Below are 15,201 nucleotides of genomic sequence, written 5' to 3'. Positions count from 1 at the left end.
GGTGGGCCCGATGCGATTTGTCGCTGAGAGCCGGGCAACTATCCATATGGTCCGGGCCGTCGGCACCGTCAACCCGGCCGGTACCACCGCGGAATCAACTCCGGATCCGGCAGCGGGTACTGGCCGAAGAACCCCCGCGGGTCACCGCGCAGCACCTGGGCGTTCTGCATCTCGGCGCGGTGCCGAATCGCCGCCAGCCGGCTGTGCTCGGCGGCGCGGTGCTCGGCGTAGCTGCGCATCAACCAGCGCGTGACGAGCACCGCCAGGGTGATCACGGCGCCGGCGAGGATGAGCCAGCGCAGCCACCACAGCAGCGCGAGCAACAGCAGGACGGCGAACACCGATCCGCCGCCCCCCGACCCGCTGCTGCTGCTCATAACCGACACGATAGAAGCAGGGTGTGACAGAGCGGGATCTCAGCGGCCGGGGGGACCGACAGCCCGTCACGCCTCGCGCAGCCGCAACGCCAGCCCGGACGCACGCACCGCACGCCGATCCAGCGCGGCCCGGATCTCCGCCTCGGAGCCGATCACCCGCACCTGGTGTTTGGCGCGGGTCACCGCGGTGTAGAACAGCTCGCGGGTCAGCAGCCGCGACTCCACCGGCGGCATCAGCACGGTCACCACGTCGGCCTCGCTGCCCTGGCTCTTGTGGATGGTCATCGCGTACATGCTGTCGACATCGGAGAGCCGGCCGGTGGCGAAATCCACCGGACCGGACGCCGTCGCGATCACCGCCCGCACCCCCTCGCTGCGCGCCACGACCACCCCGGTGTCGCCGTTGCGCACGCCCAGCCCGTAGTCGTTGGCGGTGACCAGCAGCGGCCGCCCGGCGTACCAGTCTGCCCACACCGGATCCCCGGTCTGCTCGGACACCCACCGCCGAATCTGGTGGTTCCAGTGGTTGGCGCCGTGCGGGCCGTCGCGGTGTGCGCACAACAGCCGGTGCTCGTCGAGGTTGCGCAACGCCTCGCCGGCGTCGCCGAGCAGCGCCGCCTGGCGCACCCGCAACGCGTGCGGCACCGCGATCGCCGCCAGCTGGTCGGCCAGCGCGGCGGGGGTCGACACGTCGAGCCATTCCCGGTGCTCGTCACCGGAGCCCAACAGCTCGATCACAGTGTCACCGTCGCCGGCGCGGATCGCCGCGGCCAGCTCACCGATCGCCTTCTTGTAGCGGTGCGCGGTCGCCAGCGTCGCCACCCGGGTGCCCGGGCGGGCGGCCAAGCCGTCCACCAGGTCGGCCAGCACTGCACCGGCCTCCACCGACGCCAACTGGTCGGGGTCGCCCACCAGGATCAGCCGGGCGGTGGGCCGCACCGCCTCCAACAGCCGGGCCATCAGCGTCAGCGACACCATCGACGTCTCGTCGACCACGATCACGTCATGCGGCAGCCGGTTGCCGCGATTGTGCTTGAACCGCGCCGATCCCGGTCGCGAGCCCAGCAGTGAGTGCAACGTGCTGGCCTGCAGCCCGGCCAGCCGGGCCTGATCCACCGGCTCGAGCCCGGCTACCACCCCGGCGACCGCCTCGGTCAGCCGTGCCGCGGCCTTGCCGGTCGGGGCGGCCAGCGCAACCCGCAACGGTCGCCGCCCGGATGCCTCGGCCTGTTCGGCCAGCAGTGCCAGCAACCGGGCGACCGTGGTGGTCTTGCCGGTTCCCGGGCCGCCGGTGAGCACCGTGACCGCCTGCGTCAACGCGATCTCGGCGGCGGCGCGCTGGTCGTCGTGGTCCGGCGGGAACAGCCGCTCGAGTCCGGGCAGCTCGACCGGCCCGTCCTGCGGCGTCGACAGCGCCAGCAGGTCCGCGCAGACCTGCTCCTCCTCACGCCAATAGCGGTCCAGATACAGCAGCCCGCCCGAATCGTTGTCATAGATGCGCAACACCTGCTTGGCGACCAGCGAACTTCCACGCACCGCCGCCAGCCAGGCCGCCGGCTCCGGCCAACTCAGCTCCGGAGACTCGGTGCCGTCGGCCACGGTGGCCAGCTCCACACAGACCGAACCGGTGCGCAACGCCCGCACCGCCAGCGCCACCGCCAATGCCACCGTCTCGTCGGCTTCTGCGCCCAGCGCGCAGATCCGTTGCGCGGTGTGCACATCCGCGGCTTCCAGCAGCCCGGCCTCGTTGAACTCCCGCAGGATGCCGGTGGCGCCACGAGCCACCCGCCACGACAGCGGATCGAGCTCGGTGCTCATGCCGCCACCCCCTGCCGCAGCAGGTCCGACAGCGCCACCACCAGCGCGGCCGGCGGGCGCCAGCTGAACACCCCGGCCGGATAGCCGCCCAGAATCGGGGTGTCCGGCCCGCACATGCCGCGCACGAACAGATACAGCACCCCGCCCAGCTGCCGCTCCGGGTCATAGTCCGGTTGGCGCCAGCGCAGAAACCGGTGCAACACCGCGGTATACAGCAGCGCCTGCAACGGGTAGTCCGAGTGCAGCATGGCCTCGGCCATCCGGGCGGGGCTGTAGTCGGCGGCTGTTTCGCCGAGGTTGTTGGTCTTGTAGTCGACCACCAGATACCGCTGATCGGGCAACCGCAACACCACGTCCAGCGAGCCGGACAGGTAGCCGCGCAGCGACTGGCCGCCGAGCGCCTCGGACAGCAACCGGTCGGCGTAGACCGCGAACGGATCCTCGGAAGGCAGGTGATCACGCAGCAGTGCGCCCACGTCGGCGACCCGCAGCTGCGTCGCGGCGCCGGCGGTGTCGCCGCCGGCCAGTGGAATCTCGAAGTCCAGCTCCCGCAACCGGTCCGGTAAGCCGATCTGCCGCAACGTCAAGCCGTCGGCCAGCGGGCCCAGCGGGGTGTCGTGCATCGGCACCAGCGCCGCGGCCAGCGTCTCGGCGTCGACGCCGATCGGCCACCACGGTTCGTGCACCCGCACCTGCTCGGCCAGTTCGGCGACCAGGTCCGCGGTGAACGGGTCGGCGGTCTCCAACACCCCGTGCACCAGCGACCCGAACGTCTTGCCGCCGGGCAGATCCGCCATCGGTGAGCGCAACTCGACGCCGTCGGCGGCGGCCGCCCCGGTGACCGTGACATCCTCGGACTCGTCGTCACGGGTGTGGGCATCGGGTTCGGAGTGCACCCCACTCTCCGCCTGCTCCTGGGCGCCGCGGAGCAGCGCCGAATAAGAGGTGCGCCGCCAACCGGCGTCGATGTGGCGGTGGAAGTGACGCACCGCCAGCTCACCGGGCGCCTCGCGCCGAACCGGCGCCGTCGGCGGACCGATCACCGACTCCTCCACCACCGGCCCACCCCGCTCCTGCCAGCCGGTGAACACCGCCCAGGCGTCGTCGTCGGAGATCCGCGACTCACACCGGTCGGGCACCTCGGCATGCCCGGGCGCCCGCCCGCGCAGCAGCCGCGACAATCCGCCGTTGATCTCGTCGCCGGCCGGCGCCCACCAGGCGATCACCTGCGACTGGGCCCGGGTCAGTGCGACATAGGTGATCCGGATGTGGTCGAGCGCTTCCTCCCGCCGATGCAACTCCTTGACCGCCGCCATCCCAGGGCTGCGGGACCCGCCGATGTGCAGGCAGCGGACCTCGGCGCCGTCGGCGCCCGGCTCGTGATAGAGCAGGTTGCCCTCGGCGGCGATGTAACGGCGAAACATGAAGGGCAGGTACACGATCGGGAACTGCAGCCCCTTGGCCGCGAACACCGTCATGATCTGCACGGCACCGGCGTCACTGTCGAGCCGGCGATTGCGCTCCACCGCACCGGTGCGGTCCTCACGCTGGCGGCGCAACCAATCCCGCAGCGCCGGCAGGCCGAGCCGGTCGGCGTGCGCGGCCTCGTGCAGCAGCTCACCGATGTGGGCCAGGTCGGTCAGGTGCCGCTCGCCGCCACGTTGACTGAGCACCCGCCGCCCCATCCCGGCGAGCTGCGCGGCCTCGAACACCGCAGCGACGCCACGCAACCGGACATGGTCGGCCCACTCGCGCAGCGTCTGGGTGACCCGGTCGGTCAGCGAGTCGCCGCCGCGGGCCAGCGATTCCGCGGACTCGCCGAAGAACATCGTGCAGGCCGCCGCGCGCACCAGCCCGGTGCGGCCCGGCTGGTCGAGGGCCTCCAACAGGCACAGCCAGTCCTCGGCGGCCCGGGAGGCGAACACGTCGGCGTCGCCGGTGTAGACCACCGGGATACCCAGTTTGGTCAGCGCGTCCCGGCACAACGCCGCATCCTGGTGCTGCTCGACCAGGATCGCGATGTCACCGGCGCGCACCGGCCGGTCGCCGTAGCGGGCGCCGGAGTTGAGCAGGGCGCCGACGTCAGCTGCCAGATCAGCCGGAATGTGTTCGCGTAGTGGGCCGATCAGCAGGCTGTCGAGGCCGCCCTTGCCCAGCGTGGGCCGTTTGACGACCCGCAGCCGGAACGGGGCGTTGTGCGGCGCCCCGCTGAGCCGATGGCCGGTGTGGTGGGCCTCGATGGGTGGCACGACGATCCCCGGGTGGCCCAGCTGGGCGCCGCCGAGCACGGTCTGCAGGCTGTCGACCAGTGCCTTGTCGCTGCGGTAGTTGGTGGCCAGGGTGCGCCGGTCGGCGGCGGCGCGGACCGCGGCCAGGTAGGTGTAGATGTCGCCGCCGCGGAAACCGTAGATTGCCTGCTTGGGGTCACCGATGAGCACCAGCGTGGAATGCCCGCTGAAGGCGCGCTCGATCACCTCCCACTGCACCGGGTCGGTGTCCTGAAATTCGTCGACCATCACGATCGGCCAGCGCCGGCGCATTCGTTCCGCGGCGTCGGATCCGCTGCGGCGCAGGGCTTCGGCCAGCCGGGTCAGCAGGTCGTTGTAGCCGAGCACCCCCAGCCGGCGCTTGCGGCGCTCGAGCTCGTCGAGCACCGCCTCGGCGAACGCCCGTCGCACGCCTGCCTCGGATTCGGGGTCCGGGTGCTGCGGGCGCAGTTGCGCGGCCGGGTCTTCCACGACCCTGCCGGCCAACTCGAGCGCTTCGTTGCGCGTCATCGGCGGCTTGTTCTCGTCGTTGCCGAAATGCGCCAGGTAGTGGTCATCGACGATCTCGGTGACCAGATCGGTCAGGCTTTCCACCAGTGTCGCGGTGGAAGACGTATCACCGGCCACGCCAAGCGATTTCAGCACCATGGCACAGAACTGGTGAATCGTGACGATCGTCGCGGCGTCGAAGTCGGTCAGCGCGTTGCGCAGCCGGGCGCACGCCTGCCCGGCCTCGCCGGTGGTGAGCAGATGGTGCTCCAGATCGTTGCCGGGCTCGCGGCGACCCTCCAGCACCGCCAGCGCGTCACCGATCTGGCCGCGCACCCGTTCCCGCAGCTCCCGGCTGGCCACCCGGCCGAAGGTGATCAGCAGCAGCTGGTCGACACGGGCGACCCCGTCGGCCAGATAGCGGGTGACCAGGCCGGCCAGCGTGAAGGTCTTACCGGTTCCGGCGCTGGCCTCCAGCACCACGGTGGACCGCTCGGCGGGCAGCGGACCCAGCAGCTCGAAGCGATGCGTCACGAGAGCACCTCCGCGCTCAGCAGTGGCGCCCACAGCCGTACCGCCAGCGCTCCCAGCCGGGTGCCCTCGCCGGTGACCTCCTCGCCGGGACGGGGGACGTCGAGCAGGGTGTCCAGCCCGGCGTTTTGTCCCCACACCTTGATGTGGGCGGCGTCGGTGGACTCGCCGAACCTGCCGCCCCAGGCGCCCCGGGCGGCGCCGATCGGGTCCTCCTTCTCGCGGCGGGCCGCCGCCCAGGCGCACGACGTCGCCAGCGGCAGCGGCAGCGGCTCCCGCCGGCCCGCGTCGTAGATCGCCACCAGGTCATCGAGCACCGCGATCGGGTCCGGTGGCGGCACGAAAAGCCGCTGCCGGATGTGGCTGCGGCCCACGCCCCGCCCGATGCACAGCGCGCTCCACTGGGTGTCGGGGTATTGGGCGGCCAACGCCAGCAACGGAATCCAGGCCGCCAGCACATGCTTGGGTGCCAGCCGCGAGTAGACCACCGACACGGTGCGGCTGCCGTACACCCCGGACACCGTGCCGGTGAGCCGGCGCCCTCGCAGGTCGACGTCGATGTCGTAGGCGTCCGGGTCCCCGACCCGGTGGGCGAACGCGGCCTCGGCCAATGCCCGGGACAGGTCGCGGATCTCGCAGGCGGTGCGCATGCCGAGCCGCCCCGGCGGCAGGGTGCCGCGACGCCACTCGGCGTTCGCGGCGTCGTCGGGGTGCATGCCGGCGAGCATGTCGGAGAGCATCCGATCACCGACCGCCCACTGCGCCAGGCCCTCGATCTCGACGGGCATGGCGTCCTGGACGCCCTCGACGTCCCAGGGCAGCGTGTAATCCAGTGCCCGGAAATACCCCTTGACCGGATCCTTGAAGAATCGGGTCAGCTCTTCGAGTTCCACGTCGGTGGCCGGTGGCGGCGGCAACAACGCGGCGAAGGTGTCGGTCGGTTCGGTGCGTTTCCCGGCGGCGGCCTCGGCGGCGGTCAGCGCCGTCGGGTCGAAGGTGAACGGCCGGCCCGGCACCCCCAGTGCGCCCGGCTCGACATTGCGGATGTCGAAGGGCTGCAACGGGTGCCGCACCACGACGTGATCGCGGACCGGCGCCTCGGTGGCGATGTCGAGCGCGTCGAGCAGCTCGGCGAGCGGCACCGCCGGCGGGCGCAGCTTGCCGGTGCTCTCATCGGCGCCGGCGTAGGTGATCACCAGCGTCTCGGTGGCCGCGCACACCGCATCCAGCAGCAGCTGCCGGTCCTCGGACCGCACGTCGCGTTCCCCGGTCAACGGGCGCCGGCACAACACGTCGTCGCCGTCGATGTGATCCGCCCGCGGGAACACCCCGTCGTCGAGGCCGACCAGACACACCACCCGGTGCGGCACCGATCGCATCGGCACCATGGTGCACACCGTCAGGCCGCCGGTGCGGAAGTTGGCCCGGGTGGGCCGCCCGGCCAGCTGCCCGGCCAGCAGGGCACGCACGTCGGAGAGCTGCAGCGCGGTCTGGGCGTGCGAACCGGCCTGCACCACCACATCGGCCAGTTCGCGCTGCAACTGGCCGGTCTGCCAACCGTCGTCGATCGAGACCCGGGTCAGCGCGGTCACGCCGTCGATCAACGCGGCGACCCACTCGCTGAGCGGCCGTGACCCGGTGAGCGCATCGGCGGCGGTCTGCAGTCGTGCCACGAACTCGGCCAGCCGCCCGGCCAGCTCCACCCGGTTGCTGCCGACGTCGTCGAGCGGCAGCGCGGTGCCCAGCCAGGCCCGGGAATCCTCCGACATCGCCACCCCGGTCAGGATCCGGTCCAGCCCGAACCGCCAGGTGTTGTGCTGAATGGTCTTGAGCCCGTACGGCTCCCGATGCGCGGCGTCGAAGCTCCACCGGACGTTGGCCTGCTGCACCCAGGAGGTGATGTCCTCCAGGTCGTCGTCGGTGAACGCGAACCGGGCCCGCACCGGTGCCGCCTGCGCCAGGTTGAGCACCGCACTGGCGGTGGCGCGGCTGTCGGCGATACCCAACAGTTGCTCGGCCACCCCCAGCAGCGGGTTGGTCTGGGTCAGCGCCCGGTCGGCCAGCTGCACCCGCAGTGAGTGCGCGGGATGGCTCTCGCCGGCCAGCTCACCGAGCCCGAAGCCGGCGACGATCAGCGGCGCATAGGTCTCGATGTCCGGGCACATCACCACGATGTCGCGCGGCTGCAGCGTCGGGTCGTCTTCGAGCAGGCCGAGCAACACCTCGCGCAGCACGTCGACCTGGCGGGCCGGGCCGTGGCAGGCGTGCACCTGCACCGAACGGTCCGCCGGTGTGGCGCAACGCCCGTCGGGCCGCACCGCATTGGCGGCGATGTCGGCCTGCAGCCAGCCCAGCAGGGTGCCCGGTTGGGCCGCGGCGCCGAGGTAGTCATCGCCGGCCGGCGTCGCGGGCAGGGCGCGCTGCAGTTCCCGCAGATCACGGCCCAGGGTCTGCAGCAGCGGATGCGTAGCGCGGTCGCGGCTGTCGTCGTCGGTGCGCGGCACCGCCCCGTGCACGCCGCGCAGCGCCTGCCACAGCGCATCGGAGGGGTGCGGCAGCCACAGGTGCAGCTCGTGGTGGGTGGCCAGGGCGTCGAGCAACTCGATGTCGGTGCACGACAGCCGGGTATGCCCGAACAGGCTCAGCCGGGCCGGCAGCGTGTCGGCGGATGCGCCGCGGAGCCGGTCGACGGCCCGGCGGTGCCGAACGTGGGGGGGATCGGCCGGAATGGCCGCGGCCAGCGCCCGCCACAGCGGCGGCTGCCAGGCCAGGTCGGGATCCAACTGCCCACCCGCGCCGTCGCCGCGCCCGCCGTCGAGCCAGTCCGCCAGCATCTCGGGCCGCTGCCGGGCGTAGGAGGCGAACAGCCCGGCCAGCCGCCGCGCCACCGCGTAGCGCCGGCCACGTCGCACCTGCGCGTCGTCACCGTCGTGAAAATGGCCCAAATGCGTTGCCAACGTGCGGCACCAGTCCTCGTCGAGGCTGGTGTCGATCACCGACAGCAGCGGCCAGCTCATCGCGTCCGGCGACCACGGGTCCTCATCGGCGATCCCGGTGATCTCGGCGATCAGCGACGCCGGATTGCGAAACTCCACCCCCGCGCACACCCCGTCGCCCCCCGAACCGGCGCCGAGCACATGCGACAGCCGCTGGGACAGCCAGCGCTCCACGCCGCGGGCCGGGACCAGCACCAGGTCCAGCGCGAACGGGTCAGCCGGCGGTGTCGCCAGCAGCGCGCCCAGCCCGTCGACGAGGGCGTCGGTGCGTTCGGCGCGGTGCAGCTGCAGTCCCATCGCGGCCACCATAAACCGCGCCACCGACAGGGGTGCCTCGTAGGCTGGGTCGCGTGAAAGCGGTCAGCTGCAGTAGTGCCCAACTCGACGTCATCGACCTGCCGACACCGGCGCCCGCCAAAGGCCAACTGCTGCTCGGGGTGCTGCGCTCCGGGATCTGCGGGTCGGACCTGCACGCCCGCCACCACTGCGACGAGGTGGCCGAGGCGGCGGCCGAGACCGGCTACGACGGTTTCATGCGCTCGCACCAGCAGGTGGTGCTCGGCCACGAATTCTGCGGCGAGGTGCTCGACCACGGCCCCCGCACCCGCAAGGCGCCCCGCGCCGGCACCCGGGTGGTCTCGGTGCCGCTGGTACGACGCGCCGACGGCATCCACCCCGTCGGGCTGTCGGCGGCGGCGCCGGGCTCCTACGCCGAACAACTGGTGGTCGAGCAGTCGCTGACGTTGCCGGTCCCCAACGGGCTGTCGGCGGAGGCGGCGGCGCTGACCGAGCCGATGGCGGTCGCCTGGCACGCCGTCCGGCGCGGTGAGGTGCGCAAACGTGACGTGGCGATCGTGATCGGCTGCGGGCCGATCGGCCTGGCGGTGGTGTGCATGCTCAAGGCGAGCGGGGTGCGCACGGTGATCGCCAGCGACTTCTCGCCCGGCCGGCGCGCGCTGGCCGCCCGTTGCGGCGCCGATGTCGTCGTCGACCCGGCGCAGGGCTCGCCGTACGACGCGGCCGCCGGGCACGGTCATCTCACGGGATCCGCGGATGCGTTCGGTGTCGCGGTGGGCACCGTGGAGAAGCTCTACAAGGCGCGGCTGCCCTGGTGGCATGTCTGGCGGGCCGCCGAGGCCGTCGGCGCTGCCACCCCCAAACGCCCGGTGATCTTCGAGTGCGTCGGCGTCCCGGGAGTGATCGACGGGATCATCGCCGGCGCCCCGCTGTTCTCCCGGGTCGTGGTGGTCGGGGTATGCATGGGCAATGACACCATCCGCCCGGCGATGGCGATCAACAAGGAGACCGACCTGCGGTTCGTCTTCGGTTACACCCCAATGGAATTCCGGGATACGCTGTACATGATCGCCGAGGGCAAGGTCGACGTCACACCGCTGATCACCGGGACCGTCGGGCTCGGCGGGGTGGCGAACGCCTTCGACGCGCTGGCCGATCCGGCGCGGCACGCCAAGATCCTGATCGATCCGCAGAGCCCGTTGCAGGAGGTGGCATGACCTCGGGGATCAAACGCGTCGCGATCAACACCGGCGGCGGCGACGCACCCGGCCTCAACGCCGTCATCTATGCCGCGACGTTGGCCGCCGACAACCGCGGGTGGGAGGTCGTCGGGATCCGCGACGGCTTCAACGGGATGCTGTTCGGTGACGACTACCCCGACGGCGGTGTGATCGAGCTGACCCGCAACCGGGTGCGCGGCATCATCCACCAGGGCGGCACCATCCTGGGCAGCACCAACAGCGGCAACCCGATCGCCTACCCGGTGCAGCAGCCCGACGGCAGCTGGATCGCGGTCGACCGCACCGACGAGCTGCTCGGGCGGTTCGCCGAGCGCGGGATCGATGCGCTGATCACCGTTGGCGGGGACGGCTCCCTGACGATTGCCAACCATCTGCACGACGCCGGGCTGCCGCTGGTCGGGGTGCCCAAGACCATCGACAACGACTTGGACCGCACCGCCGCGACGTTCGGTTTCGACAGTGCCGTCGGGTTCGCCTCCGAATGCATCGACCGGCTGTTCTCCACCGCGACCTCGCACAGCCGGATCATCGTGGTGGAGGTGATGGGCCGCTATGCCGGCTGGATCGCGCTGCACGCCGGCATGGCCTCCGGGGTGCACGCCATCCTGATCCCGGAGATTCCCTACCGGCTGGAGCCCGTCGCCGAACTGATTCGTGAACGCGCCCAACGCGGTTCGACCTACTCGATGGTGTGCGTGGCCGAAGGCGCCAAGCCGGTGGGCGGCGAGCACACGGTGGCCGCCAGGGCGGTGGGCCAGGCCGAGCGGCTGGGCGGCATCGGCCAGAAGGTGGCCACCGAGCTCGAGGCGATGGCCGGCCGCGAGTCGCGGTCCGTGGTGCTCGGCCACCTGCTGCGCGGCGGCTCGCCGACGGCGCTGGACCGGCTGCTGGGATTGCGGTTCGGGGCGGCGGCGGTGCGGGCCCTCGACGAGGGCCGCCGCGGCGTGATGGTGGCGCTCAACCCGCCGACGGTGGACTACGTGCCGCTGGCCGAGGCCACCAGCCGGCAGAAAACCGTTCCGCTGGACTGCGATGCGATCCAGACCGCCCGGGACATGGGCATCCGGTTCGGCGATGAAGGCCTCGCCGATGGCTGAGCGGGAACCGCGTGGCGGCGACTACGGCGTCGACGGGTCGTTCAAGCGGGTGCCGCTCGGCGGGCAGGTCGCCGGGCTGGCGCTGGGGTGCAGCGCGCTGGCGATCTACGCCGGCATCGCCTTGGCCCGGGGACCGGCCTGGGCCGGCGTGGTGGCATTGGTGCTCGACGCCGGCATCCTCGCCCAGGTCGGGCTGTACTGGCACGCCACCCGGGCCGGCAAGTTCACGGTGTGGGAACGCATCCTCGACGGCCTGCGGCTGCGCGGCGACGAAAGGGTGCTGGACATGGGTTGCGGGCGCGGTGCGGTGCTCTGCGCCGCGGCCAAGCGGCTGCCGGCGGGCCGGGCGATCGGCGTCGACCTGTGGCACGCCGACCAGACCGGCAACTCCGCCGACGCCACCCTGGCCAACGCCGCACTGGAGGGGGTGGCCGAGCGGGTCGAGGTGCGCACCGGTGACATGACCGCGCTGCCGCTGGCCGACGCCAGTGTCGACGTGGTGGTGTCGAACCTGGCGATCCACAACATCCCGAGCCGCGATGGCCGTCGCCGCGCTGTGGCCGAGGCGGCCCGGGTGCTGCGGCCCGGCGGCCGGCTGGCGATCGCCGACCTGTGGGAGGTGCGTGCGCACGCCGCCCAACTGCGTGAAATCGGTTGGGGTGACGTGCGATGGCGCAACCTGGGATGGCGGATGTGGTACGGCGGGCCGTGGACCGCAACCCGGCTGGTGACCGCGACGAAGCCGGGCTGAGCTGCGCACCGGAGCTGCGCGCATCTTCGCGTTCGGGCCCGACTCTCGTCGTGCCACGGGGACATCGGCATGAGGTATGTGCCCACCTCCGAGCGACAACCAACGTTATGTCAGGTGCGCGGGCCGGGTGCGGGCGGGGCGCGATGGCCGGGTGCGGGCGGGGCGCGATGGCCGGGTGCGATGGCCGGGTGCGCGAGCCGGCGCGATGGGCCGGGTTGCGATGGGCCGGGCACGTGGGCCGGGCACGTGGGCCGGGCGCGATGGGCCGTTGTCGCTCGGAGGCGGGCAACAGCCACATTCCCCTGGCGCCGCAACGGGTGGGGCCGATGGTGCCGCAACGGGTGGGGCCGATGGTGAACGAGCTGGGTGAGAAGGCGTCAATACCCGACCGTGAACCCGTGCCGCAGTACCAGATCCGCGGTCACCTCGGGGCGCTCCGACAGCGGCCACGACTCGACCTCGAAAGCCTCGACGGCGAAGAACGCGTAGTTGACCGAGGTCTCCGGGGTGGTGCGCGACCGGTAGACGATGGCGTCCGGGCACTCGTCGGGCTCGGGCCACCAGCGCCGCACCGCGTCGGCCAGGCACTGGCAGGTGGCCCACACCGCGTCGTGCTGACCGGTGCTGATCTGGTCATCGACCGCCAGGGCGTCCAGATTGCGTTCGGTGCGCAGATCCAGCACCCGCAGATGCCTCGCGGCGGTCAGTCGCACCAGGTGGTGGCCGGCGTGGTCGGCCGGGATCATCAGCCCGGTCAGCCGGTAGCGCTCCCGGAACGCCCCGAGCAGATCGGTTGCGCCGTAACGGGTGCGGAACGCCCCCGAGGGCGGGTCGAACCGGTAGCGCGGCTCGTCGAACCCTTGCCACGTCCAGGCGTCCGGGTGCTCGGCGTCCAGCCGCCACAGCTGCGTCCCGGCGGTGATCCGGCGGCGGCGTAGCCCGATCGGCCGGGCCTGCGGCAGCGCGGCCCGGTACCCGGCGGGAAGCTCAGGCACCGAGCGAGGTCAGCATCCGCCGGGCGGCCGGCGCGGTCTCGGGGTGGCGCAGCGCCTCGGCGATCGAGACGCCGCCCAACTCATCGTGGGTGAGCCGCATGATGCGGTCGGCGGCCAGCGGGTCGGAGGTGAACCGCCCCAGCAGCTCCAGGATCTCGGGGAGGTCGGCGCGCACCCGGGCGTCGTCGAATTGCCAAGCCGGGAACCAGGTCTGGTTTCCCACGGCCGCTCCGGTCAGCTTGCCCCGGCTCCGCAGCCGGTGCACCGCCTGTGGCGTGCCGAGTCGCAGCAACTCCTGGACCTTGGGGGTGGGCAGTGCGCCGGCGACGAAGTCGTCGATGAGCGCGGCGCGGCGCTGGTCGTTCAGCGCGTGGGCGGCGATGCGCTCCAGGGTGCCCTGCGGCGCCGTCGGCGCCTCTAACAGGACATCGAGCACCTGGGCGAACCCGGCATCGGTGCGGGCGCGCTCGGCGACCTGGCGGGCGATCGGTGCGGCGGTGGGCATGCGTCCATGCTACCCGCGAGTGCGCCTAATTGAAACAATCGAAACCAACACTAGTGCTACGGTCGCGCCCAGCAGGGGCCAGACGCCCAGCGCGTCGACTCGATCTGCCAGCCAGGACTGCACGGCGCCGGCCGCATGGATCACCGGATCATCGGCTTCAGCACCGGCGAAGTACAGCCGGATCTCGTAGTAGCCGTAGTAGATGACGTACAGCCCGGTCAACAACACGATCACCCCGGCGATCCGGCCCACGTACGGCAGCACCCGCCGCAGCGCCGAGGTGGCCGACGACCCGGCCAGCGCCACCGCCAGGGCCGCCACCCCGACGGTGATGCTCATGCCGGCGGCGTAGGCGACGAACGCCAGCACGCCGGCCAGCGCCGAACCCTGCTGGAAGGTGGTGCTGATCACCGCGAGAAACGGTGCGATCGTGCACGACAGCGACGCGACCGCATAGCCCACGCCGTAGCCGTACATCGACGCCAGCCGCGCGGTCGGCGTCCCGCCGGCCGCCGGCAGCAGCACCGCGATGTCCCGGCCGGAAAGCAGCCAGGCGCCCATCGCCAGCAGCAGCACGCCGATGACCACGGTGGCGAACGGCAGATACTTCTGCGCCGAAGCGATCAACGGCGACACCGCCAGGCCGAAGATCCCGAAGACCGTCAGGAACCCGGCCGACATCGTCACCGTCGCCGCGCCGGCCCGGACCAGCGCGGCCGGGCGCGACGTGTCCCGACTACCGGCGATCACCAGCCCCAGATACCCCGGCAGAAACGCGAACCCGCACGGGTTGAGCGCCGCAACCAGTCCCGCGCCGAGGGCGAAACTCAGTGTGGCGGTGTCGATCATGAATTCTTCAGCGCCTGCACCCGCGCACTCAGGTCGGCCTCGGACAACGAACCCTTCACCACCTCGACTTCGCCGCCCGGGCTGATGAAGGCATACGCCGGCTGGCGGGTCACCCCGAAGCGGGCCCACACCGCCGCGTCGGTGTCCGCCAGCTCGGTGAAGCCGTCGACGCCGTACTTGGCGGTGAACTCCCGCAGCGCGTCCGGCTGATCACGGGCGCCGACGCCGACGAACGTCACCGCCGGGTTCGCCGCGGCCACTCGCGCGACCAGCGGTGCATCCTTCTGGCACGTGGGACACCACGGCGCCCAGAACCACAGCACCGCGGGCCTGCCGGCCAGGCTCGCGCCGGAGAACGGCCGGCCGTCGAGGGTCTGCGCGGTGAAGTCCAGCTGGGTGCCCTCGGCCGGCGTCCGGGAACCGCAGCCGGCAACCAGCAGCACCGCCGACAGCAGGAACGTGAGCAGGCGAAGTCCAGGAGTCTTGGCAGGGGGCATGTCGCCGAGTATGCCATCGGGTGCTGCCGGACTAAGGTCGCTCGCATGGCCCGCGGACGTCTGGAACACACCGCCGACATCGCCGCGGCACCCGAAGCCGTCGCCGCGTTCCTGGCCGACCTGGTCAACTACGAAGCCCTGCATCCGATGCTGGTGGACGTGCGTCGGATTCCCGGTGGCACCGACGGGGCCACCCGCTATCTCGCCCCGCACCGCATGCGTCTCTACGGCGTGCCGATCCGCTTCACCTGCCGGGTGGAGCTGCGCACCGACGGCCCCGGCGACATCGTGAGCCACACCCGGCAGCGGCCCGGCATCGAGATGTGGTCGACGGTGACGGTGCGCCCGCACGGCGCCGGCAGCCGGTTGCGCGAACACGTCGACATCACCGCGCCCCGACTGTTGATGAACACCGTGCTGCGCGACGGCGGCGCCTCGCACGCCGCGATGTGGGAGAACCTGCGGCGCCATTTCGCAGATTGAGCGACCCG

12 protein-coding genes are annotated in these 15,201 nt (G+C 71.9%); 4 read left to right on the top strand and 8 right to left on the bottom strand.

Annotated elements, in window-relative coordinates; all coding sequences use genetic code 11:
- Positions 1-68: 68 nt before the first annotated feature.
- The 4 genes from ACAG20_RS13695 to recC all read right to left on the bottom strand — a co-directional run bounded on the left by ACAG20_RS13695 (position 69) and on the right by recC (position 8,775).
- Complete coding sequence (locus ACAG20_RS13695; RefSeq protein WP_234825570.1) at positions 69-377, bottom strand: hypothetical protein; 309 nt, start codon at positions 375-377, stop codon at positions 69-71.
- A gap of 66 nt (positions 378-443) precedes the next feature.
- Entirely contained in the window at positions 444-2,195 is a 1,752-nt protein-coding gene (gene recD / locus ACAG20_RS13690) for an exodeoxyribonuclease V subunit alpha (RefSeq protein WP_370492894.1), read from the bottom strand.
- Positions 2,192-5,485: an exodeoxyribonuclease V subunit beta gene (gene recB / locus ACAG20_RS13685; protein ID WP_370492893.1), complete on the bottom strand. Its 3,294-nt coding sequence runs from the start codon at positions 5,483-5,485 to the stop codon at positions 2,192-2,194. Before recB ends, recD begins: the two co-directional genes overlap by 4 nt.
- Positions 5,482-8,775, bottom strand: a complete 3,294-nt coding sequence (recC, locus tag ACAG20_RS13680; RefSeq protein ID WP_370492892.1) for an exodeoxyribonuclease V subunit gamma — start codon at positions 8,773-8,775, stop codon at positions 5,482-5,484. Before recC ends, recB begins: the two co-directional genes overlap by 4 nt.
- Before the next feature lie 53 nt (positions 8,776-8,828).
- Between recC and ACAG20_RS13675 the strand changes: the two genes are divergently transcribed.
- Genes ACAG20_RS13675 through ACAG20_RS13665 form a run of 3 tightly spaced genes read left to right on the top strand, consistent with a single transcriptional unit; the run spans position 8,829 to position 11,864 of the window.
- Positions 8,829-9,992, top strand: coding sequence for a zinc-binding dehydrogenase (locus ACAG20_RS13675; protein ID WP_370492891.1), 1,164 nt, complete (start codon positions 8,829-8,831; stop codon positions 9,990-9,992).
- Entirely contained in the window at positions 9,989-11,113 is a 1,125-nt protein-coding gene (locus tag ACAG20_RS13670; protein ID WP_370492890.1) for a 6-phosphofructokinase, read from the top strand. Before ACAG20_RS13675 ends, ACAG20_RS13670 begins: the two co-directional genes overlap by 4 nt.
- Positions 11,106-11,864 (top strand): class I SAM-dependent methyltransferase, encoded by a 759-nt coding sequence (locus ACAG20_RS13665; protein WP_370492889.1) that lies wholly within the window; start codon positions 11,106-11,108, stop codon positions 11,862-11,864. Before ACAG20_RS13670 ends, ACAG20_RS13665 begins: the two co-directional genes overlap by 8 nt.
- Before the next feature lie 377 nt (positions 11,865-12,241).
- Here ACAG20_RS13665 and ACAG20_RS13660 read toward each other — a convergent pair whose 3' ends face one another.
- Genes ACAG20_RS13660 through ACAG20_RS13645 form a run of 4 tightly spaced genes read right to left on the bottom strand, consistent with a single transcriptional unit; the run spans position 12,242 to position 14,710 of the window.
- The gene (locus tag ACAG20_RS13660) at positions 12,242-12,859 is read right to left on the bottom strand and encodes an RES family NAD+ phosphorylase (RefSeq protein WP_370492888.1); all 618 of its coding nucleotides are present in this window, start codon (positions 12,857-12,859) and stop codon (positions 12,242-12,244) included.
- On the bottom strand, positions 12,852-13,364 hold the full coding sequence (locus tag ACAG20_RS13655; protein ID WP_370492887.1) for a hypothetical protein: 513 nt from the start codon (positions 13,362-13,364) through the stop codon (positions 12,852-12,854). Before ACAG20_RS13655 ends, ACAG20_RS13660 begins: the two co-directional genes overlap by 8 nt.
- 9 nt (positions 13,365-13,373) lie before the next feature.
- A complete protein-coding gene (locus tag ACAG20_RS13650; protein ID WP_370492886.1) occupies positions 13,374-14,213 on the bottom strand; it encodes a cytochrome c biogenesis CcdA family protein in 840 nt (279 codons plus the stop codon).
- Complete coding sequence (locus tag ACAG20_RS13645) at positions 14,210-14,710, bottom strand: redoxin family protein (RefSeq protein WP_370492885.1); 501 nt, start codon at positions 14,708-14,710, stop codon at positions 14,210-14,212. The genes ACAG20_RS13650 and ACAG20_RS13645 overlap by 4 nt, the downstream gene beginning before the upstream one ends.
- Positions 14,711-14,755: 45 nt before the next feature.
- Here ACAG20_RS13645 and ACAG20_RS13640 point away from each other — a divergent pair, with 45 nt between their 5' ends.
- Entirely contained in the window at positions 14,756-15,193 is a 438-nt protein-coding gene (locus tag ACAG20_RS13640) for an SRPBCC family protein (RefSeq protein WP_370492884.1), read from the top strand.
- Positions 15,194-15,201 lie beyond the last annotated feature (8 nt).

Source organism: Mycobacterium sp. pW045, from assembly GCF_041287085.1.
Lineage (GTDB): Bacteria > Actinomycetota > Actinomycetes > Mycobacteriales > Mycobacteriaceae > Mycobacterium > Mycobacterium algericum_A.
The sequence above is the reverse complement of the archived record's forward strand: the minus strand, read 5'-3'. Positions and strand labels throughout refer to the sequence as shown.

Excerpts from the sequence above, each read along its gene's own strand:
- ACAG20_RS13695 (WP_234825570.1), bottom strand. The coding sequence starts at position 377 with ATGAGCAGCAGCAGCGGGTCGGGGGGCGGCGGATCGGTGTTCGCCGTC.
- recD (WP_370492894.1), bottom strand. The coding sequence starts at position 2,195 with ATGAGCACCGAGCTCGATCCGCTGTCGTGGCGGGTGGCTCGTGGCGCC.
- recC (WP_370492892.1), bottom strand. The coding sequence starts at position 8,775 with ATGGGACTGCAGCTGCACCGCGCCGAACGCACCGACGCCCTCGTCGAC.
- ACAG20_RS13670 (WP_370492890.1), top strand. The coding sequence starts at position 9,989 with ATGACCTCGGGGATCAAACGCGTCGCGATCAACACCGGCGGCGGCGAC.
- ACAG20_RS13665 (WP_370492889.1), top strand. The coding sequence starts at position 11,106 with ATGGCTGAGCGGGAACCGCGTGGCGGCGACTACGGCGTCGACGGGTCG.
- ACAG20_RS13655 (WP_370492887.1), bottom strand. The coding sequence starts at position 13,364 with ATGCCCACCGCCGCACCGATCGCCCGCCAGGTCGCCGAGCGCGCCCGC.
- ACAG20_RS13650 (WP_370492886.1), bottom strand. The coding sequence starts at position 14,213 with ATGATCGACACCGCCACACTGAGTTTCGCCCTCGGCGCGGGACTGGTT.
- ACAG20_RS13645 (WP_370492885.1), bottom strand. The coding sequence starts at position 14,710 with ATGCCCCCTGCCAAGACTCCTGGACTTCGCCTGCTCACGTTCCTGCTG.
- ACAG20_RS13640 (WP_370492884.1), top strand. The coding sequence starts at position 14,756 with ATGGCCCGCGGACGTCTGGAACACACCGCCGACATCGCCGCGGCACCC.